Here is a 20,305-nt window from a genome sequence, read left to right as displayed (position 1 = left end):
AGCTCAGCCGCCCTCCAGCGCCTCGATGAAGGCGCCCATGTTCTTGATGTACTCGCCGGTCGAGACGCCCATGACCGGATAGTCGGTAATATACGGCGAGGTATCCGACGCGTCGCCGACGCGGGTCAGGCGGTATTCGCCGGGGGCGACGTCCTTTGAGCCGGGGCCGATGTAGGGGTTGCTGACGGCTTTCAGCGGCGTCGGCCAGTAGCCGCGGTCGTTGAGGTCGCCGATCAGCTTGGCGACCGCAGCGGGCGAGACGTCGCGGGTGCGCTTGGCGTCGCTGGTCATGTCGGAGACGGCGACGTCGGCCAGGGTAAAGTACTTCGGCAGCGGGGCCGAGCCGGACTTGGAGAGCAGCGGCGAGCCCTTGGCGGCCTCGGCCGGCGGCAGGGCCGCGAGCCGGGCGTGTTCGGCGCGCAGGCGGGCGGTGTCGACGGCGCGGAACGAGGAGTAGTGGATCACCGTCTCGTTGGGGTTGCCGTCGGCGTAGTAGGCGCCGTTGACGACGTTGGAGCCCTTGCGGTGGACGTAGAGGGGCTTGTTGGTTCCCGGCTGGACGAAGGTGGGGTGCTCGCGGCCGTCGCGGTGCAGGGCCACCGGCAGGCGCACCGAGTCCAGCCAATCCAGGGCCTCGGGGATGCGGGCCAGGTACTTTGGATCGCCAGTCAGGCGGTAGAAGCCAAACAGCGCCTCGATGTTGCTGGCGGTGGTGTGGGTGGCGAAGGCCTCCGGCTCATAGGTGCGGGCGGCCGCCGGCTTGAGGGTGTCGGGGTGATGCTGCAGGCCCCAACCGGCCTGGGGGGCGGGCTGCTGGCAGGCGAGGAAGCAGTCCATGGCCTTGTGGATGGCCGGCAGCAGGCGTTTTTCGCCGAGCGTCTGGTAGCAGAAGATCAGGAACTTGATGTTCTCGCCGGCCACATCGTCGTTGAAGGTCAGGTAGCCAGTGTAGTCGGGGTGGCCGTGCAGGCCGCCGTCGGCGACCGCCGGCCAGCGCTGGGGCCAGCCGCCGGTCTTGTGCTGGCTGTCGAGGACGAAGGCGATGGCCCGCTCGAGCGGCGCGCGATACTTGCGGTCGCGCTTTTCCAGGTAGAGGCGCAGGAGGAGCTGGGAGGCCTCGGCCGTGCCGGCGTCGTCGAAGGTGGCGTTGCCGTAGTAGCGCTGGAATTCCTCCATCCGCCAGGCATTGGCGCCGAAGGTCTCGTACCAGCGCCTCAGGCTGTCCTCGCCGGCGGTGTCGATGACGTAGTTCCAGCCGCCGCTGGGGTGCTGGCCGCGGACCAGGGCGTCGGCGGCCGATCTGGCGGCCTCGTAGTACCAGGCGTCGCCGGTGGCGTGCAGGGCGTCGAGGAACAGGTGGCCCATGGTGGCCGTGCCGGGCGGCTGGACCCAGATCATGGTCGGCGCCGCCTCCAGCTCGCCCCAGCGGCGGGAGAAGTCGGGCAGCGCCGACCACACGTAGCCGCCGCCGACCGAGGCCTCGTCGGTCATGAACTTCGAGGCCCGTTTCATGGCGGCGAGGATGGCGTCGCGGTCGGGGTTGGAGGCGATGGCCGCCGCCGGCATGGCGGCGAGCGCAGCCCCCGTGATCAGCACGGCGCGACGTGACAAAGGCATTGGAGACTCCCCGGTGAACCATCCTGCTCTTAGCACCATGACACCGGTGTCTTGAAGCGTCATCCGTTGGCGCGAGCTCTCGCGTCCGGCTCGATCAGGTCGCTGGAGCGGTCGGCGTCGGTTGCAGGGTGAAGGTGAAGGGGGTGGCGCTCGGGCCCGACCCGCCGCCGGCCATGACGATGTTGGCCGACGTGACGCCTATCAGGTCGAGTTCCGTGTTGACGTTGGCAATGGCGGCGGAGGTCAGCGCCTGCCCCTCGACCACCTGTTGGCTCGGCCCAATGCAGATGCGGTGGTTGAAATTGAAGGTGGCGGTCTGCTGCGGCGCCAACCCGGTCCCGGTCGCGAGAAGCCGGCCGCCGCGATAGACCTGAACGGTGATCGCCCCCTCGGGCAGGGCGTTGAACAGGCAGATCTCCCCCGGCTGGGGCGCCGGGCGATCGTAGACCAGCTGCGGGCCGGTCGGCGTCGAGCGCATGACGAACATCTGTCCGGCCTGGGCGTCGACCGCCGGGGTGTGGTTGCCCCAGCTGTCGGTGACCGCGATCTGCAGGTCGGTGGGAAAGGTGATGGTCGCCTGCTGGCCCGGACTGCTGTTCTGGATCACCCTCCAGGCAACCGGGGTCCCGTACATCCAGGGGGAGACGTTCTGCTGGAACATGAGGATTTCAGAATTGTCGGGATCGGTGGTCTGGTTGATGAAATTCAGCTGGATGTCGGTCATGCGTTTGCCCCCTCTGCGAGGCGCAAGGCCTAGAGCATTCTGAGCGTGAATTCCACGAATCACGACCTACGCGCGATTTTGATTTATTTCGCACACGAACTTGATGTTTCGCATACGAAGCATATAACGGCGCCATGGCCACGCCTCCCAACCGCCGGCTGATGTTCCTGCTCAGCGCCGCCAACCGGCGGGTGCAGCGCTGGATCGAGGCCGAGATGGCGGCCAAGGGCGGACTGACCTCGGCGCAGTCGGGGGTATTGTTCTTTCTTGCGAAGCGGGACGGGGCGCTGATCGGCGAGGCGGCTGAGGCCCTCGACGCCGCCCCCAGCGCCATGACCGGGCTGATCGACCGCATGGAGCGGGCCGGGCTGGTCGAGCGGCGGCCCGATCCGCTAGATCGCCGCGCCCAGCGCATCCACATGACCGACAAGGGCCTGGCCGCCCGCGACTACGCCAAGAGCGGCCTGGACAGCATCAACGCCCGTATCACCGACGGCTTCTCCGAAGCCGAGGTGGACATCATCGCCCGCTGGCTGACCAATCTGCAGCAGCGGTTCCCCGAGGGAGACAGCAAATGACCGACCATATCCTGTGCAAAGTCGAAGACGGGGTGATGACCCTGACCTTCAACCGGCCCGACAAGAAAAACGCCATCACGGACGCCATGTACGGGGTGCTGGCCGACGGGCTGGAGCGGGCGCAGGACGACCCGGCCATCCGCTGCGTGCTGTTCAACTCCAGCAGCGAGGCCTTCACGGCCGGCAACGACCTGATGGACTTCGCGGCGCAGAACGCTTCAGCCGACACCAGCCGCTCGGGACTTGACCGCAACGTCACCCGGTTCCTCAAGGGCCTGGCCCGGGCCGAGAAGCCGCTGGTGGCGGCGGTGCGCGGACTGGGCGTCGGGGTCGGGACGACCATGCTGCTGCATTGCGACCTGGTGTTCGTCGCGCCCGAGGCTAAACTGACGACGCCGTTCGTCGGCCTGGCCCTGGTGCCGGAGGCGGCCTCGAGCTGGCTGTTGCCGCAGCGGATCGGCCATGCCCGGGCCTATGCGATGTTCGCGCTGGGCGAGGCGATGATGGGCGCGGAGGCCGAGCGGCTGGGGGTGGCCTACCGCTGCCTGCCGGCCGGCGAGGTGGAGGCGGCGGCGCTGGCGGCGGCCGTGGCCCTGACCAAGCGGCCGATCGGGGCGCTGAAGGTGACCAAGCGGCTGATGCGCGACGCGGCGAAGATTTCCGAGCTGATGGACCTGGAGGGCCGCTATTTCGGCGAGCGGCTGCAGACCGCCGAGGCGGCGGAAGCCTTCGCGGCCTTCTTCCAGAAGCGGCCGGCGGACTTTTCGAAGGTGGCCTGATTTGTTTGCTTCCGCTCATCCCGGCGAATGCCGGGACCCAGCCGCCTGAGCACCAGCTCTTCGGATGGGACCGCCGACTACCGCGGCTGAATCTGGGTCCCGGCATTCGCCGGGATGAGCGGAAATCAGAGATAATAACAACGAGAGGAAACACCCATGAGCGACCGCATCACTTCGCCCTTCCAGCGCTACTCCACCGCCCGCGAGGTGGTCGCCGGGCATGATCTCTCCGGCCTGACCGCCATCGTCACCGGGGCCGCCACCGGCATCGGGGTCGAGACCGTGCGGGCCCTGGCCGAGGCCGGCGCCGACGTCGTCATCGCGGCGCGCAAGCCGGACCTGGCGGCGGCGGCCATCGCCGACATCGAGAAGACCGCCGAGGGCAAGGTGAGCTTCGAGATGCTCGACCTGTCGGACTTCGCCTCGATCCGGGCGTTCGGCGCGCGCTGGGGCGCCAAGCCCTTGAACATCCTGATCAACAACGCCGCCGTCATGGCCTGTCCGCTGGATCACACCAAGGACGGGCTGGAGATGCAGATCGGCACCAACCATTTCGGCCACTTCCTGCTGACCGCCTTGCTCACGCCGGCGCTGATCGCCGGCGCCAAGGCCACGGGCCACACCTCGCGGCTGGTGTCGCTGTCGTCGATCGGCCATGTGCGCAGCGACATCCGCTGGGACGACCCCCATTTCCGCCAGGGCGACTATGAGAAATGGGCCGGCTATGGCCAGGCCAAGACGGCCAACGCCCTGTTTGCGGTCGGCTTCAACAGGCGGTTCAAGGACCAGGGCGTCACCGCCAACGCCGTCATGCCGGGCGGCATCATGACCCCTCTGCAGCGCCACCTGCCGATCGAGGAGCAGCGGGCGATGGGCTGGCTGGATGCGGACGACAAGCCGGTGACGGGGTTCAAGACTACCGAGCAGGGCGCCAGCACCAGCGTCTGGGCGGCGGTCGGGCCGGAACTTGAGGGGGTCGGCGGGCTGTATCTCGAGGACTGCGCCCAGGCCGTGGCCTGGTCGAAGGAGAACCCGCGGGCCGGGGTCATGCCGCACGCGCTGAACCCGGAGAGCGCCGAGCGGCTGTGGGCGCTGTCGGTGGAGACGACGGGGGCGGGCGCATGAACCTCGCCGGAAAGACCCTCTTCATCACCGGGGCCAGCCGGGGCATCGGCCTGGCCATTGCGCTGAAGGCCGCCAGGGACGGGGCCAACATCGCCGTCGCCGCCAAGACGGCCGAGCCGCACAAGCACCTGCCGGGGACCATCTACAGCGCCGCCGAGGAGATCGAGGCGGCGGGCGGCAAGGCGCTGCCGCTGATCGTCGATGTGCGCGACGAGGCCTCCGTCTACGCGGGCGTCGAGAAGTGCGTGGCGGCGTTCGGCGGCATCGACATCTGCGTCAACAACGCCTCGGCTATCCAGCTGACCGGGACCGAGGCGACGGAGATGAAACGGTTCGACCTGATGAACCAGGTCAATGCGCGGGGGACCTTCCTGACCTCCAAGGCCTGCATCCCGCACCTGAAGAAGGCGGCCAATCCGCATGTGCTGGCGCTGTCGCCGCCACTCGACCTGGCGCCCCACTGGTTCGGGCGGCATGTGGCCTATTCCATGGCCAAGTACGGCATGAGCCTGTGCATGCTGGGGATGAGCGACGAGTACCGCGGCCAGATCGCCTTCAACGGCCTGTGGCCGCGCACCGGCATCGCCACCGCCGCCATCCAGTTCGCCCTGGCCGGCGACGCGGGCATGCGGATGTGCCGAACGCCGGAGATCATGGCCGATGCCGCCTACGCCATCTTCAACAAGCCGGCGGCCAGCTTCACCGGCAACTTCCTGATCGACGACAGCTTCCTCTACGAGGAGGGGGTGCGGGATTTCGAGGGCTATCGTGTCGACCCCAGCCAACCGCTGATGCCCGACTTCTTCGTGCCGGAGACCATGCCGCCGCCGCCCGGGGTGAAGATCGGCTGATCCCATTGGGAGCATCGGGTCTTGATCAATCGGCGCTTTCGGCGGACCGTGTTCGCTGGACGCTTGCCTGAGAGGGCAGACGGACGACGCCAGGCGTGAGCTGAAAACGGCTCAACAGCACGGTCAACAAGAGGCAGAACGCCGGCGGTGGTCGCTGGGCGAGGAGAACGACGATGACCATCCGCACTCTGGTCACCCCCGCCCTGCTCTCGATGGCGGCGATCGCCTGCCTAGCCGCCCCGGCGATGGCCAGTTCCGGCGCCCTGCGACTGGCGACCGATCCAACCACGGTCACGCCGGTCGCGGTCGACTCCAAGAAGGCCAAGGACGACGACAAGTCGCGGATGGTCTGCAAGCGGCTGATCCCGACCGGCTCACGGACTCCGGGCAAGAAGGTCTGCCGGACGGCCGGGGAATGGGCGGCCGAGGAAGCCAGCGCCAAGGAAGGACTCGATGACCTTTCCCGCCGCAGCCTGACGAGCGCGCCGAAGATGTAGCCGGTCTCGAGCGGGCTCTAAGCCCGCTCGAACACCGCCGCGATGCCCTGGCCGCCGCCGATGCACATGGTCTCCAGGCCGTAGCGGACCTCGCGGCGGCGCATCTCGTTCAGCAAGTTCGCCAGGATGCGACCGCCGGTGGCGCCGATCGGGTGGCCCAGGCTGATGCCGCCGCCGTTGACGTTGAGCTTGTCACGGTCGTCCCAGTTCCAGCCCTTGAGCACGGCCAGCACCTGCGGGGCGAAGGCTTCGTTGAGTTCGACCAGATCGATGTCGCTCCAGGAAAGGCCATTGCGGGCGAACAGCCGCTCGACGGCCGGCACCGGGCCGATGCCCATGCGCGAGGGCTCGCAGCCGGCGGCCGCCCAGCTGTGGAACCAGCCGATCGGTTCCAAGCCCAGTTCCTCAAGCTTGTCCTCGGCGACCACCAGGCAGGCGGCGCCGGCGTCGTTCTGCTGGCTGGCGTTGCCGGCGGTGACGACGCCGTCCTTCTCCAGGGCGCGCAGCTTGCCGAGCGATTCCATCGTGGCGTCGGCGCGGTAGCCTTCGTCATGGGCGAAGACGATGGGATCGCCCTTCTTCTGCTTGACCGAGACGGGGACCAGTTCGTCGGCGAAGCGGTTCTCGGCCCAGGCCTTGGCGGCGCGCTGGTGGCTCATGACGGCGTATTCGTCGGCCTCTTCGCGGCTGATCTGGTAGTCGCGGGCCAGGTTGTCGGCGGTCTCGATCATACCGCTGATGACGCCGAAGCGTTCGACCGGCTGGCTCATCACCCGGCCGCGGGCCAGGCGGTCATGCATGGTCACCGAGCCGGCGCGGGCCCCGTTCCGCATGTCGGTCGAGTAGTATTCGACGTTGCTCATGCTCTCGACGCCGCCGGCCAGCACCACGTCGGCGGCCCCGGTCTGGATGCGCATGGCGGCGTCGATGACCGCCTGCAGGCCGCTGCCGCAGCGGCGGTCCATGGAGACGCCGGGGACGCCGATCGGCAATCCGGCCTGAAGCGCCGACCAGCGGGCGATGCAGGGCGCTTCGCCGTTGGGATAGCCGTGGGCGAAGGTGACATCGTCGATGCGTTCCGGATCGATGCCGGTGCGCTCGACCAGGGCCTTGATGATGGTTCCGCCCAGCTCGCCGGCGGTCATGCTGGCGAGCGACCCCTGGAACTTGCCGACGGCGGTGCGGAGGGGGCTGACGATAGCGGCGCGGCGCATGGGCTGGTCCTAGATCGGGTCGTAGGGGAAGACGCTGGCGCTGGCGCCGGCGTCGAAGAAGCTGTTCTTCATGGCCGGCAGGGCGATGTCGAGCAGCGAGCGGGGGGTCCAGCCTTGCGTATTGGCCATGTTGCGGATCGGCCGGGGCTGGTCGAACAGGATGACCTCGTTGCCGCGCACGGCGAAGATCTGGCCGGAGACGTCCTTGGCTTCCGGCGAGGCGAGCGCCACGGCCAGCTGGGCGACCTGGTCGGCGCGCATCGCATTCTGCATGCGGGCGACGCGCTGGGCCGAGGCCTCGTCCTTGACCGGGATGGTGGCGATCATCCGGGTCCAGGCGAAGGGGGCGATGATGTTGGAGCGGACGTTCTTCAGCGCCCCCTCCATCGCCAGGATGCGGGAGAGGCCCATGACGCCCAGCTTGGCGGCGGCGTAGTTGGCCTGGCCGATGTTGCCGATCAGGCCCGAGGTCGAGGTGAAGTGGACGTAGGAGCCTTCCTGCTGGTCGCGGAACAGTTCGACCGCGGCGCGGGAGACGTTATAGGCGCCGCGCAGGTGGACCTCGATGACCCGGTCCCAGTCCTCGTCGTCCATCTTGTGGAACATCTTGTCGCGCAGGATGCCGGCCGGGTTGATGATGGCGTGCAGGCCGCCGAACTCGTCCTTGGCCTGTTCGACCATGCCCTTGACGGCGGCCATGCTGGTGACGCTGTCGGAGTTGGCGACCGCCTCGCCGCCGGCCGCCTTGATCTCGTTGGCGGTCTGTTGGGCGGGACCGGCGTCGCCCTCGTCGCCGCCGCCGACGCTGCCGCCGAGATCGTTGACCACCACCTTGGCGCCCTCGCGGGCGGCCAGCAGCGCGCATTCCTTGCCGATGCCGCCGGCGGCGCCGGTGACGATCACGACCTTGCCCGCAAGAACGCCCATGACCTCGTCTCCTCAAACGGTTGTTGGGATCGGGTTTAAGGGTCGTACCTTGGGTCACGCAAGAGCTCAGACCAGCCGGTCGGCCTTGCGCAGGGACGGGAACATCCAGGCCCACAGGCCGGTGACCGCCAGGGCCCCAACCCCGCCGAACACCGCCGCCCCGACGGGCCCCAGGAAGCGGGCGACGAGGCCGGTCTCGAACTCGCCCAGCTCGTTGGAGGCGCCGATGAACAGGCTGGAGACGGTGGCGACCCGGCCGCGCATATGGTCGGGGGTGGCCAGCTGGATCAGGGTCTGGCGGACATAGACGCTGACCATGTCGGCTCCGCCAAGGATGGCCAGGGCGGCGACCGACAGCCACAGATAGCTGGACAGGCCAAAGACGATGGTGAAGACGCCGAACAGGGCGACAGCCAGGAACATGATCGGCCCGGCCCGGCGGTGGATCGGATTGGCGGCCAGGTAGACGGCGACGGAGGCGGCGCCGATGGCCGGCGAGGCGCGCAGTACGCCGAAGGCCCAGGCCTGCTGCTCCGGCGTCAGCACCAGCACGTCGCGGGCGAACACCGGCAAGAGAGCCGTGGCTCCGCCGAGGATGACGGCGGCGAGGTCGAGCGAGATGGCCCCGAAGACGATCTTGTTGTTCCAGACGTAGGCCAGGCCTTCCTTCATCAGGGACCAGCGGGAGCCGGGCTGCAGCTGCGGCTGGGCGTTGCCGCGCACCATCAGGACGCAGAAGCCGGCCACCAGGTAGAGGATCAGGGCGGCGGCGTAGGGGGCGCTCAGCGAGACGGCGATCAACAGGCCGCCGAGGGCCGGGCCGATGATCGAGGCGGTCTGCCAAGCCAGCGAGTTCCAGGCGATGGCGCGGGGCAGCAGGGCGCGTGGCACCAGCATGGGGCCGAGCGCGGTGTTGGCCGGCGCGAAGAAGGCGCGGGCCGCCCCGAAGACGACGGCCGCGCCGAGCAGGATGGGAATGGTCTCGCGGTTCCAGAAGGCGGCGGCGAACAGGCCGGCGGCGACGGCGATCTCGACGATGTAGCAGAGGATCAGGATGCGGCGGCGGTTGTAGCGGTCGGCCGCCTCCCCGGCCGGCAGAGCCAGCAGCAGGACGGGGACGAAGGACACCAGGCCGATCAGGCTGACCATCAGCGCCGACTGCTTCACGTCCATGGTGCGGCGGGCGATGTCGTAGACGTGCCAGCCGAGCGCCACGCTCTGGATCTGCACCCCGAGGACGGCGGTCCAGCGCGAGAGCCAGAAGAAGACGAAGTCCCGCTGGCCCAGCAGGGCGCGTATGGAGCTTTCGGACGGCGGCGGCGCTGTATCGGGGGAGTCGCTCATGGGCCCGCCTAGCTTGGCCTGTAGGGGCCGCCGCCGCAACGCCGTTGACGCTGGATCGCGGGGGCCCTATTGGCCGCGCCGTGATGAAGACTCTGCGACGAACCACCTTCCGCGTCCGACCCGGGCGCCGTTGACCGCTCCCCGGCCTGGCCGGCGGGGCCCCTGTCCCTGTTCCTTTTCGCCGAGCCCATGACCGACATCGCCTACCGCCCCGAAGCGTCGGCCGACGCCGCCGCCATCCTCGCCCTCACCGACCGGGCGTTCGGCCCTGGCCGCTATGCCAAGGCGGCCGAACGCCTGCGCGAGGGCAACCGGCTGATCGCGGCGCTGTCGATCAGCGCCTGGCGGGGCGAGGCGCTGCTGGGGTCGGTGCGGATGTGGCCGGTGAAGGTCGGCGACGGCGTGAGCGTGTTCCTGGGGCCGATCGCGGTCGAGGCTGATGAGCGCAAGCATGGCATCGGCGCCCAGCTGGTGGGGCGGGCGTGCGAGGCGGCGAAGACGGCGGGCTGGGGAAGCGTCTTCCTAGTCGGGGATGCGCCGTACTTCAGCCGGATGGGCTTTGTCGCCGCCTCGGGCGTGGTGATGCCGGGGCCGGTGGACCAGCGGCGGGTGCTGTGGAAGCCGCTGACGGATGGCGCGGTTGCACCGGAAGGGCTGGCTCGGGTCTGATCAGGCCGCGGCGTCGGCGGTGCAGCAGATAATCCGGGGACACTATATAGATTTCCAGCCATCGCTGTTGCCGCGGCCGCCGTCACCAACGGAAATCTATATAGTGTCCCCGGATTATCTGCCCCCGACGGTCGGGAGCCCTCGACAGGCTAAGCGGCTTTCGCCAGCCCCGCATGCACCTCCGCGGCGATCTCGAACGACTTCAGACGCGCCGCATGGTCGAAGATCTGGGCGGTGACGATGACCTCGTCAGCCCCCGTGCGGGCGATGAAGGCCTCAAGCCCGGCGCGGACGACGTCGCGGTCGCCGACGGCGGCGCAGCTGAGGGCATTGGCCAGCATGCCGGCGGCCTGGGGGTCGAGGCGTTCGCCGTAGCCGGGGGCCGGCGGCGGCAGCTGGCCGGGGTTGCCGGTGCGCAGGTTGACGAAGGCCTGCTGCAGGGAGGTGAAGAGCAGCTGCGCCTCGGCCGTCGTGTCGGCGGCGAAGATGTTGAAGCCGGCCATGACGTAGGGCTTGTCGAGGTGCTCCGAGGGCCGGAACTGGCGGCGGTAGAGTTCCAGGGCGAAGTCGAGCTCGCCCGGCGCGAAGTGGGAGGCGAAGGCGTAGGGCAGGCCCAGCGCCGCCGCCAGCTGGGCGCCGTAGGTGCTGGAGCCGAGGATCCAGACCGGCACGTTGGTGCCATAGCCCGGCACGGCGCGGACGCGGGCGTCGGGGTTGTCGGGCCCCAGGTACTGGATGATCTCCAGAACATCGCGCGGGAACTGGTCGATGTTGCCCGACAGGTTGCGGCGCAGGGCCTGGGCGGTCAGCTGGTCGGTGCCGGGGGCGCGGCCGATGCCCAGGTCGATGCGGTCCGGGTAGAGCGAGGCAAGGGTGCCGAACTGTTCGGCGATGATCAGCGGCGCGTGGTTGGGCAGCATGACGCCGCCGGCCCCGATGCGGATGGACTTCGTCTGGGCCGCCACATGGCCGATGACGATGCTGGTCGCGGCGCTGGCGATGCCCTTCATGTTGTGGTGCTCGGCCAGCCAGAAGCGTTCGTAGCCGAGCCGCTCGGCGGTCTGGGCGAGGGAGACGCTGTTGGCGAAGGCCTGGGCCGCGTCGCCGCCCTGGACGATGGGGGCGAGGTCGAGGACGGAGAGCTTGGTCATGGGTTGCATATAGTGATCCTCCCCCGAATGGGGGAGGAACTCAGGCAAAGCTGGCGTTTTGTGCCAATAGAGCGTATCAGCCCCGCCCTCCCGCGTGCGCCATTGTGCACTGCACCATGAAACGACCCTGAATGACCTTCCCCGCCAGCCACCCCGCCCTCGACGCGGCGCTCCTTGAGCGCGGCTATGAAACCCCGACCTCCGTTCAGTCCGCCGTGCTGGAAGCCTCCGACGGCCAGGACCTGCTGGTCAGCGCCCAGACGGGTTCGGGCAAGACCGTCGCCTTCGGGATCGCCATGGCCGAAAGCCTGCTCGGGGAAGCCGAGCGCTTCGGCCGCGCCGACGCGCCCCTGGCCCTGATCATCGCCCCGACCCGCGAACTGGCCATCCAGGTGCAGCGCGAGCTGACCTGGCTGTACGCCAAGACCGGCGCCAAGATCGTCTCCTGCGTCGGCGGCATGGACGCCCGCGCCGAGGCCCGCGCCCTGAACTTCGGGGCCCACATCGTCGTCGGCACCCCCGGCCGCCTGCGCGACCACCTGGAACGCGGCAACCTGGAACTGACCAGCCTGAAGGTCGTCGTCCTCGACGAGGCCGACGAGATGCTGGACCTGGGCTTCCGCGAGGACCTGGAATTCATTCTCGAGACGGCCCCGGAAGAGCGCCGCACCCTGCTGTTCTCGGCGACCATCGCCAAGGACATCGCCATCCTGGCCCGCAAGTTCCAGAACGACGCCCTGCGCATCGACACCACCAGCAAGGACCAGCCGCACGTCGACATCGACTATCGCGCCGTCCGCGTGGCGCCGAACGAGGTGGAACATGCCGTCGTCAACGTGCTGCGCTACTTCGAATCCCCCGGCGCCCTGGTCTTCTGTCACACGCGGGAGGCCGTGCGCCACCTGCAGGCCAGCCTGAAGGAACGCGGCTTCGCCGTCGTCGGCCTGTCCGGCGAACTCTCCCAGCGGGAGCGGTCCGACGCCCTGCAGGCCCTGCGCGACGGCCATGCCCGGGTCTGTGTCGCCACCGACGTGGCGGCGCGCGGGCTGGACCTGCCCGACCTTGGCCTGGTGATCCACGCCGACCTGCCGCAGAACAAGGCCACCCTTATGCACCGCTCGGGCCGCACCGGCCGGGCCGGGCGCAAGGGCACGGCTGTGCTGATCGTGCCCTACACCCGCCGCCGCAAGGCCGAGATGCTGTTCGCCTCGGCCAACATCGACGCCGGCTGGAGCGGCCCGCCCGGAGCCGAGGAGATCCGCGAACGCGACAAGCAGCGGATGCTGGAAACGGCGATGACCTTCGAGCCCGTGGGCGAGGAGGACATGGCGCTCGGCGCGCTGCTGCTGCAGCAGAAGACGCCGGAAGAGATCGCCGGGGCCTTCATGCGGCTGCAACGCGGCGGCTTGCCCGAGCCGGAAGACCTGTACGACGACGGCCGCGGCGCCGACGCCCGTCCGGCCAAAGGTGCGCCACGCGAGCGGCCGGAACGTTCCGAAGCGCCGCGCGGCGGCTATGACCGTCCCGAGCGGGCGGAATACGCGCCGCGCGAACCGCGCGAAGGCGGCATGACCGACGGCATCTGGTTCCGGCTCAACGTCGGCCGGGGCAAGAACGCCGATCCCAAGTGGATCCTGCCGATGATCTGCCGCCTGGGCCATGTGACCAAGAAGGACGTCGGCTCGATCAAGATTTTCGACAACGAGACCAAGTTCGAGATCAGCGCCGAGGCGTCGGTGCGGTTCGCCGAAGCGGTGCGGGCCACCTCGCGGGAAGACGTGAAGATCGAGCCGTCGAGCGCGCCGGGCGTGGGCGACACCCGTTCGCCGCGCCCGGCCGGCCCCGCCCCGCGTCCGGCGACCCGCTCGGGCGCTGGCCCCGGCGGTCCGCGCAAGCCCTATGGCGAGAAGAAGCCGTTCGAAAAGAAGCCCTTCGACAAGAAGCCGCCCTTCAAAGGCCCGCCTCCCGGCAAGGCGGCGTTCAAGAAGCGCAAGCCTTAGCCTTGGCACAGCCCTTCTCCCGCTCGTCGGGAGAAGGTGGACGCGTAGCGGCCGGATGAGGGCGGCATCGGCGGCCAGGGATGTGGCCTCCAGCGCTCTTCGTCCGGCATCTGCGCTGCCCTCATCCGACCCCCTTCGGGGGCCACCTTCTCCCGACAAGCGGGAGAAGGATTCCTACAGCGCCGCCTCGATGAAGCGCGGACCGCGCTGGGTCATCGCCCGTTCGAAGGCCGCGTCGAACTCCTCGGCCGTCGTGGCGCGTTCTGCCGGAATGCCCAGGCCGCCGGCGATCTGCTGCCAGTCGATCTTCGGGTTGCTGAGGTCCAGCAGCGTCTTGGCCGCCGGCCCTGGGTTCCCCGCCCCGGTCCGCCCCAGCTCGATGCCCAAAATCCGGTAGGCGTGGTTGGCGAAGACCACGGTCGTGACGTCGAGGTTCTCCCGGGCGATCGTCCACAGGCCCTGCACGGTGTACATCGCCGCCCCGTCGCCGTTCAGGCTGAGCACCTTGGCGTGCGGGGCCGCCACGGCCGCGCCGATGGCCAGCGGGATGCCCTGGCCGATGGCGCCGCCGGTCAGGCAGAGCCACTCGTGGGCGCGGGCCGACTTGGTCTGGGTGAAGATCGGCAGGCCGGCGGTGACCGCGTCGTCGGAGATCAGGGTCCCCTCCGGCATGTGGCGGGCGATGGCGGCGCCGATGGAATGGGGGTCAAGGCGGCCGGCCGGGGCGGCGGGCAGGGCCTGTTCGACCACCGGGCCGTGGGCGGGACAGCCAAGGGCGTCGGCCAGGGCGTTGAGGGCGGCCGGGCCGTCGGCGTCCTTGCCGCAGAGGCTGGCCAGCTCGCAGCCTTCGGGGACCAGCACGCTGGGGCGGTCGGGATAGGCGAAGAAGGCGACCGGCATGGTCGTCTCGACCAGCACCATCAGGTCGACGCCCTCCAGGTCGGCGAGGGCCATCTCACCGAAGTAGGGCAGCCGGTCGGGGGCGAAGCGGCCGGCGCCGCGCGAATGGCGGGCGACGAAGGTGTCGATGAGGATGCGCACCCCGGCGGTGGCGACACGGGCGGCGGCGGCGACGCCGGCCTCGCGGCTGCAGGAGCCGCCCATCAGGATGACGGGCTTCTTCGCCGCCTTGAGGCGGGCGGCCATGGCGGCGGCCTCGTCGGTGGTGACCTTGGCGCGGGGCGCGGGCTCCAGTTTCGGGCCGAGGACCGTGGTCTCCAGCCAGGCGGTGTCGGCCGGCAGGATCAGGCTGGCGCAGCCGCCGGGGGCGCCGAAGCTGGCCTGCACGGCCTCGGCGGCCAGGGGACCCACTTCGTCAGCGGATTCGGCCGACTTGACCCACAGGCTGTTGGGGGCGGCCCAGCCGGCGATGTCGCTGTTCAGCGGGGCGTCGTACTGGCGGTGGTAGGTGGCGTGGTCGCCGATGACGTTGACCACCGGGGTGGCGGCGCGGCGGGCGTTGTGCAGGTTGGCCCCGCCGTTGGCGTAGCCGGCGCCGAGGTGCAGCAGGGTGCAGGCCGGCTTGCCGGCGATGCGGCCGTAGCCGTCGGCGGCGCCGGTGGCGACGCCCTCGAACAGGCAGAGGATGGGCCGCATGCGCGGCTCGCGGTCCAGGGCCGAGACGAACTGCATCTCGCTGGTGCCCGGGTTGGCGAAGCAGGCCTCGACGCCGTTGTCGCAGAGGGTGGTGATCAGGGCGTCGGCGCCGTTCATGGGGGATGTCTCCTCGTTGGGGAGGTCATGCCGGATTCCGCGCGCTGAGGGAATGGCGGCCGCGCGGCGAGATCGCCCCGCTGACCCGGTTATCGAAGCGGCCACCCATTATACCGCCGGTCGCCGGACCCACAAAAAAGGCGCTGCCGCTTGAAAGCCCCGGAGAACCGGCCAAACGCCCGGAAACGTTGGCTTTGGCGTGGGTTCGATGGCTGCGCCTGTGGGCCGGAGCGTTGGTCGGTGGGTTGGTCGATGCGCTGCGAAGGTTGGTCGAAAACGCGCCGCGGCGACCTACGCCCGCGGCGCCGGGCCTGGCGGGGCCCCTCGGGGGCGGTGAAAGGGCGGTGAATATGTCTAGACATATTGCTCCAGCCCCCGGCGGGCGAGGGTTTCACGGGGTCGCCAGGGGTAGAGGGGACACATTGAATTGCCGCGCAACGCCCGGAGCGGCCTTGGCGCCGGCGATGGCGGCAATTCAATGTGTCCCCGCTTCCATCGGCCGGTCGGAAGGCTTTTCGGCGGGAGCCGTTTGGCGCTATGCCGGGCGGGAGGGGACCGCGATGACCAGAGACAGGCTTGCGAAACTGGCGCTGCTCGCCGCCGTCATTGGCGGGACCAGCTACGTCCTGGCCTGGAACCTGGACCTGCCGCCGGCCTGGGATCTGGCCTGGAAGGGAACCGGCGTCGGCTTCCTGGCCGTCTATGCGGCGCTGCGGGCGGGGAGCCTCGATGGCTGGCTGCTGGCGGCGGTGATGGCCCTGGGGATGGCCGGCGACGTGCTGCTGGGGGTGAACTTCACGGTGGGGGCCCTGGCCTTCCTGGCCGGCCACCTGGTCGCCATCGGCCTCTACCTGCGCAACCGCCGCCCTGCCCTCACCCGCAGCCAGCTGCTGCTGGCCATCGTGCTGGTCCCTGCGACGGTGACCATCGCCTATCTGCTGCCCACCGACCGCGCCCAGGCGCCCGGCATCGCCCTCTATGCGACAGGCCTTTCCGCCATGGCCGCCTGCGCCTGGATCAGCCGCTTTCCGCGACTGTGGACCGGGCTGGGGGCGGTGATGTTCCTCGTCTCCGACCTGCTGATCTTCGCCCGCATGGGCCGGATCGAGCCGAGCTTCGCCGTCGGACTGGCGGTCTGGGGACTGTATTTCGTCGGGCAGACAATGATCTGCCTGGGGGTCAGCGGGAGGCTGGCCGAAGAGACCGCCTAGGCCGCCACCCCGAACAGAGCGCCCACCCCCGCCGTCAGGGCCATGGCCACGGCGCCCCAGAAGGTCACCCGCAGGACCGGCTTCAGCACCGGCGCGCCGCCGGCCCGGGCGCCAATGCCGCCGAGCAGGGCCAGGAACAGCAACGAGGAGACCGACACCGCCGGAACCAGCATCGCGAGCGGCGCGATGACGGCCAGCAGCAGCGGCAGAGCCGCGCCGGCCGCGAAGGTGGCGGCCGAGGTCAGGGCCGCCTGGATCGGCCGGGCGGTGGTGGCCTCGGAAATGCCGAGCTCCTCGCGGGCGTGGGCGCCGAGCGCGTCCCGGGCGGTCATCTGGGCCGCGACCTGACGGGCGAGGCCGGCCTCGACGCCGCGGGCGACGTAGATCTGGGTCAGCTCTTCCAGCTCCATCTCGGGCTGGGTTTCCAGCTCGCCCTTCTCCTTAGCGAGGTCGGCCCGTTCGGTGTCGGACTGCGAACTGACCGAGACATATTCCCCCGCCGCCATCGACATGGCCCCGGCGACCAGCGCCGCCACCCCGGCCACCAGGATGGGGCCCCTGCCCTGCGAGGCCGCCGCGACGCCGACGATCAGGCTGGCGGTCGAGACGATGCCGTCGTTGGCGCCCAGCACGGCGGCTCGCAGCCAGCCGACTCGGTCGATACGGTGGGTCTCTCGGTGCAGGCGGGCCATGGGCTAACCGAACACCATCACACCCTCATCAGGCTCCGCCGCGAACAGTCGCGCCAGCTCCGTCGGCCGCCGTCCCCGGGCCAGGGCCTGGTTGATGTAGCCCTTGTCGGTCAGTTCGCCGCTGGCGGCGTCGGGGGCGCCGTCGAGGATCAGGGCGCGCCAGATGCGGCCGCCGCCGCCCTTGGAGGCGGCGTTCATCTTCGTCAGGCCGGCCTCGATGGCGGCGCGGGTTTCGGCCGGGCTGTGGCGGGCGTTGTAGGCCGGGTCGAGGAACAGCATCAGGCCGACGCCCTCCTCGCCTTCGCCGCAGACGACGGCGTCGGAGACGGCGCCGCCGATGGCCGAGACGGCAGCGACGCGTAAGGCGCCCGCCGCGACGAAGGTGCCACTGGCCAGCTTGAAGTTCTCGACCAGGCGGCCGTCGAAGACCAGGCCGGCCTCGGGGTCGGCGTCGTCGGCCAGGCGGGCGGCGTCGCCGAGGCGGTAGTAGCCCTCCTCGTCGAAGGCGGCGGCCGAGAGGTCGGGCTCGCCCAGGTAGCCGGGGCTGATCTGCGGGCCCTTGACGCGAATCTCGTGCTTTTCACCGACCGGGACCAGCTTGGCCGAGGTGCCGGGAACCGGAAGGCCGCACATGCCCGAGCGGGCGTTGTGCCAGTGGATGTTGCAGGCGGTGGGGCCGGTCTCTGTGGAGCCGTACCCCGTCGCGAAAGTGATGCGGTGGCCGCAGACACGGGTGGCCACGGCCTGGACGCGGTCGAGGATCGACTGGGCCATGGAGGCGCCGCCGTACTGCAGCACGCGGACGCGGGCGAAGAAGGTCTGGGCGAGGGCCTCGTCGCGTTCGAGTTCGGTGACGAACAGGCCCCAGCCGGCCGGGACCATGTTGTGGTAGGTCGGCGAGATGTCCTTGAGGTTTCGCACGGTCTCGGCGAAGCGGCCGGGGGTCGGCTGGCCGGCGTCGATGTAGAGCGTGCCGCCCCGGTGCAGGACCATGTGCAGGATGGCGTTGGCGCCGAGGCTGTGGCTCCAGGGGGCGGCGTTGACGACCACCGGCGGATCGGGGTCGTCGAAACAGGCGGTGATCTGGGCGCCGTTCAGCGAGACGTTGCGGTGGGTGCAGATGACGGCCTTGGGCCGGCCGGTCGAGCCGCTGGTCAGCAGCAGCTTGGCGATGTCGCCCGGGGTGGCGATGAAGGCGGCGGGGGCGGCTTTGAGCGCCTCGGTGAAGGGGATGTCGCCGGGGCGGGGGTTGCGGCTGGCGATGACCGGCAGGCCGGCCAGGAAGGGCGCGGCCAGGGCGCCGGAGAAGGCCTCGGCGTCGTCGGCGTAGACGGCGGCGGGTTGCAGCACCTGGGCCGCGTATTCGAGGCGGGCCAGATCGGCGCCCTTCAGGCCGTACTGCGGCGAGACCGGGGCGATGGGGATGCCCAGGCCCATGGCGGCGTAGGAGATCAGGGCGTGGTCGACGCCGTTGCGGGCGAGGATCAGCAGCGGTCGGGTGGCGGGGAGGTCGAGGGCTTTGAGGGCCCCGGCCAGGACGGCGACCTGGGCGTGGGCCTGGGCGTAGGTGACGGTGCGCCAGCCGTCGCCGTCGCGTTCGGCCAGCCAGACGCGGTCCGGCGCCTCGACGGCCCAGAAGTCGAGGGCGGCGGTGGTGGTGAGGAATCTGTCCGACCAGGGGGTGGGGTTGGTCAGGACGATTGTTCCGTCGTCGCGGCGCTCGATGTCGAGCCGGCGCGGGGCGTAGCGGGCGTCGCGGAAGGGTGCGGGGGTCTGGCTGCCGTCCATGTCGGCTCCTATGCCATGCGCCGGGATTGCGGGGTAGTCGCTCTCCGCCCCCGAGAGGGGGCGGAGGACGGTTCGGAGCGTGAGCGACGGACCAGGAGGCGGGGCCCCACCAGCGGTTGGGGAGGTTCCTCCTGCACCGGCGGCGGAGACCCCCTCGGTTTGGCTCGCTTGCAGCGCTCGCCAAAGCCACTCCCCCGCCAAGCGGGGGAGAGCGAAAACTACGCCAGCCGCCGCCTTTGGCGTTCGAGGTACAGCCGTTCAGCCGGCGGTGGGTCCAACGCCAGCGCCGCGTCGTAGGCGCTGGCGGCGGCGGCGCGCTGGCCGGTCTGGTCGAGGAGCCAGGCGCGGGCGGCCTGCCAGGGGAGCCAGCTGGGTTGCGGGGTGATGGCGTTGAAGGCGCGCAGGCCGGTGTCGGGGTCGTAGGCCTCGGCGTAGGCGACGGCGCGGTTGACCGCGCTGACCGCGCCGGGACGCAGCATGACCAGGGCGTCGTAGAGGCGGGCAATGTCGCCCCAGGGCGTAACGCCGGTTTCCTGGCGCGACAGGTGGGCGCCGTGGATCGCGGCGAGGATCTGGCGCGGGCCGGGCCGGGCGAGGTCGGCGGCGCGGTCGAGCAGCGCCGCGCCCTCGGCGATGCGATCGCCGCGCCACAGGTGCGGTTCCTGCAGGGACAGCGGGACCATGGCGCCGGTCTCGTCGAGGCGGGCGGGACGGCGGGCCTCGGCGAAGCGGACGAGGGCGGCGAGGGCGAGGACCTCCGGCTCCTCGGGCAGCAGGTCGGCGAGGAGGCCGGAGAGGCGCAGGACTTCCGGCGCGAACGCAGCGGCCGTCTCGCTGGTCAGGGCGGCGTCCTCGTAGGCCTGGGCGTAGGCGACTTCGAGGGTGCCGAGGACGGCGTCGAGGCGCTCGGGCCAGGCGGCGGGGCCGGGGATCTCGAACGGCACGCCGGCGGCGGCGATCTTTTTCTTGGCGCGGGTGATGCGCTGGAGCATGGCGGCTTCCGCGACCAGGAAGGCGCGGGCCAGGCGGTCAGTGGAGAGGCCGAGCACGATCTTCAGGGTCAGGGCGATGCGGGCGGTGGGCCCAAGCGCCGGGTGGCAGCAGACGAAGATCAGCCGCAGGCGTTCGTCGGGGATCGGCTGGTCGGCGGCGATCATGGCGTCTTCAGGCGTGGGCTGCGGCGGCGGAGCGTCGTGAAGGGCCTTCGTGCGGGTGTTCGCCCGGCGGACGGCGTCGAGCCCCTTGCGGAAGGCGGTGCGCCAGAGCCAGGCGGGCGGATCGTCCGGGAAGTCGCGCCGCCAGGCCTCGACGGCGCTGGCGGCGGCTTCGGCGAAGGCTTCTTCGGCCAGGTCGAGGTCGCGGAAGCGGGCGGCCAGGGCGGCGACAACGCGGCCGCGCGCCGCTTCGATCAGCCGCCCCTCCATG

The 20,305-nt window shown here is 70.3% G+C and carries 18 protein-coding genes; 8 read left to right on the top strand and 10 right to left on the bottom strand.

Annotation, left to right across the window (positions count from 1 at the left end; genetic code table 11):
• Positions 1-3: 3 nt before the first annotated feature.
• Both AC1RSK_RS23345 and AC1RSK_RS23340 read right to left on the bottom strand, forming a co-directional pair.
• Complete coding sequence (locus tag AC1RSK_RS23345) at positions 4-1,617, bottom strand: pectate lyase (RefSeq protein ID WP_492910088.1); 1,614 nt, start codon at positions 1,615-1,617, stop codon at positions 4-6.
• Between the two features lie 94 nt (positions 1,618-1,711).
• Complete coding sequence (locus AC1RSK_RS23340; protein ID WP_492910087.1) at positions 1,712-2,341, bottom strand: hypothetical protein; 630 nt, start codon at positions 2,339-2,341, stop codon at positions 1,712-1,714.
• 134 nt (positions 2,342-2,475) lie between these two features.
• Here AC1RSK_RS23340 and AC1RSK_RS23335 point away from each other — a divergent pair, with 134 nt between their 5' ends.
• The 5 genes from AC1RSK_RS23335 (at position 2,476) to AC1RSK_RS23315 (ending at position 6,171) form a co-directional block, all read left to right on the top strand.
• On the top strand, positions 2,476-2,919 hold the full coding sequence (locus tag AC1RSK_RS23335; RefSeq protein ID WP_492910086.1) for a MarR family winged helix-turn-helix transcriptional regulator: 444 nt from the start codon (positions 2,476-2,478) through the stop codon (positions 2,917-2,919).
• On the top strand, positions 2,916-3,698 hold the full coding sequence (locus tag AC1RSK_RS23330) for an enoyl-CoA hydratase-related protein (protein ID WP_492910085.1): 783 nt from the start codon (positions 2,916-2,918) through the stop codon (positions 3,696-3,698). Before AC1RSK_RS23335 ends, AC1RSK_RS23330 begins: the two co-directional genes overlap by 4 nt.
• 156 nt (positions 3,699-3,854) lie before the next feature.
• Positions 3,855-4,823 carry an oxidoreductase gene (locus tag AC1RSK_RS23325; RefSeq protein WP_492910084.1) on the top strand — a complete coding sequence of 323 codons (969 nt, stop codon included), beginning with the start codon at positions 3,855-3,857 and terminating at the stop codon, positions 4,821-4,823.
• On the top strand, positions 4,820-5,674 hold the full coding sequence (locus AC1RSK_RS23320) for an SDR family oxidoreductase (RefSeq protein ID WP_492910083.1): 855 nt from the start codon (positions 4,820-4,822) through the stop codon (positions 5,672-5,674). The genes AC1RSK_RS23325 and AC1RSK_RS23320 overlap by 4 nt, the downstream gene beginning before the upstream one ends.
• 173 nt (positions 5,675-5,847) lie before the next feature.
• Complete coding sequence (locus tag AC1RSK_RS23315) at positions 5,848-6,171, top strand: hypothetical protein (RefSeq protein WP_492910082.1); 324 nt, start codon at positions 5,848-5,850, stop codon at positions 6,169-6,171.
• 17 nt (positions 6,172-6,188) lie between these two features.
• Here the strand turns inward: AC1RSK_RS23315 and AC1RSK_RS23310 are convergent, their stop codons facing one another.
• The 3 genes from AC1RSK_RS23310 to AC1RSK_RS23300 all read right to left on the bottom strand — a co-directional run bounded on the left by AC1RSK_RS23310 (position 6,189) and on the right by AC1RSK_RS23300 (position 9,656).
• Positions 6,189-7,385: an acetyl-CoA C-acetyltransferase gene (locus tag AC1RSK_RS23310; RefSeq protein ID WP_492910081.1), complete on the bottom strand. Its 1,197-nt coding sequence runs from the start codon at positions 7,383-7,385 to the stop codon at positions 6,189-6,191.
• A 9-nt stretch (positions 7,386-7,394) separates the two neighbouring features.
• A complete protein-coding gene (locus AC1RSK_RS23305; protein ID WP_492910080.1) occupies positions 7,395-8,312 on the bottom strand; it encodes an SDR family NAD(P)-dependent oxidoreductase in 918 nt (305 codons plus the stop codon).
• Between the two features lie 66 nt (positions 8,313-8,378).
• Positions 8,379-9,656, bottom strand: a complete 1,278-nt coding sequence (locus tag AC1RSK_RS23300; RefSeq protein WP_492910079.1) for an MFS transporter — start codon at positions 9,654-9,656, stop codon at positions 8,379-8,381.
• A 189-nt stretch (positions 9,657-9,845) separates the two neighbouring features.
• On the opposite strand from AC1RSK_RS23300, the gene AC1RSK_RS23295 reads away from it, so the two are divergent.
• Positions 9,846-10,325 (top strand): GNAT family N-acetyltransferase, encoded by a 480-nt coding sequence (locus tag AC1RSK_RS23295; protein WP_492910078.1) that lies wholly within the window; start codon positions 9,846-9,848, stop codon positions 10,323-10,325.
• Positions 10,326-10,474: 149 nt separating this feature from the next.
• Here the strand turns inward: AC1RSK_RS23295 and AC1RSK_RS23290 are convergent, their stop codons facing one another.
• The gene (locus AC1RSK_RS23290) at positions 10,475-11,476 is read right to left on the bottom strand and encodes an LLM class flavin-dependent oxidoreductase (RefSeq protein ID WP_492910077.1); all 1,002 of its coding nucleotides are present in this window, start codon (positions 11,474-11,476) and stop codon (positions 10,475-10,477) included.
• Positions 11,477-11,607: 131 nt separating this feature from the next.
• On the opposite strand from AC1RSK_RS23290, the gene AC1RSK_RS23285 reads away from it, so the two are divergent.
• The gene (locus AC1RSK_RS23285) at positions 11,608-13,476 is read left to right on the top strand and encodes a DEAD/DEAH box helicase (protein WP_492910076.1); all 1,869 of its coding nucleotides are present in this window, start codon (positions 11,608-11,610) and stop codon (positions 13,474-13,476) included.
• 174 nt (positions 13,477-13,650) lie between these two features.
• Here AC1RSK_RS23285 and AC1RSK_RS23280 read toward each other — a convergent pair whose 3' ends face one another.
• Positions 13,651-15,189, bottom strand: coding sequence for an acetolactate synthase large subunit (locus tag AC1RSK_RS23280; protein WP_492910075.1), 1,539 nt, complete (start codon positions 15,187-15,189; stop codon positions 13,651-13,653).
• A gap of 560 nt (positions 15,190-15,749) precedes the next feature.
• On the opposite strand from AC1RSK_RS23280, the gene AC1RSK_RS23275 reads away from it, so the two are divergent.
• Complete coding sequence (locus AC1RSK_RS23275) at positions 15,750-16,400, top strand: lysoplasmalogenase family protein (protein WP_492910074.1); 651 nt, start codon at positions 15,750-15,752, stop codon at positions 16,398-16,400.
• Here the strand turns inward: AC1RSK_RS23275 and AC1RSK_RS23270 are convergent.
• The 3 genes from AC1RSK_RS23270 to AC1RSK_RS23260 all read right to left on the bottom strand — a co-directional run bounded on the left by AC1RSK_RS23270 (position 16,397) and on the right by AC1RSK_RS23260 (position 20,304).
• A complete protein-coding gene (locus AC1RSK_RS23270) occupies positions 16,397-17,092 on the bottom strand; it encodes a VIT1/CCC1 transporter family protein (protein ID WP_492910073.1) in 696 nt (231 codons plus the stop codon). The two genes, AC1RSK_RS23275 and AC1RSK_RS23270, sit on opposite strands and share 4 nt — an antisense overlap.
• Before the next feature lie 3 nt (positions 17,093-17,095).
• The gene (locus tag AC1RSK_RS23265; RefSeq protein ID WP_492910072.1) at positions 17,096-18,880 is read right to left on the bottom strand and encodes a feruloyl-CoA synthase; all 1,785 of its coding nucleotides are present in this window, start codon (positions 18,878-18,880) and stop codon (positions 17,096-17,098) included.
• Between the two features lie 218 nt (positions 18,881-19,098).
• On the bottom strand, positions 19,099-20,304 hold the full coding sequence (locus AC1RSK_RS23260) for an RNA polymerase sigma factor (protein ID WP_492910071.1): 1,206 nt from the start codon (positions 20,302-20,304) through the stop codon (positions 19,099-19,101).
• Between the last annotated feature and the right edge of the window lies 1 nt (position 20,305).

This window comes from Caulobacter sp. GW821-FHT11A05 (assembly GCF_058809015.1).
Note: the sequence above shows the minus strand (reverse complement) of the source record. Positions and strands in the feature narration are given on the sequence as shown.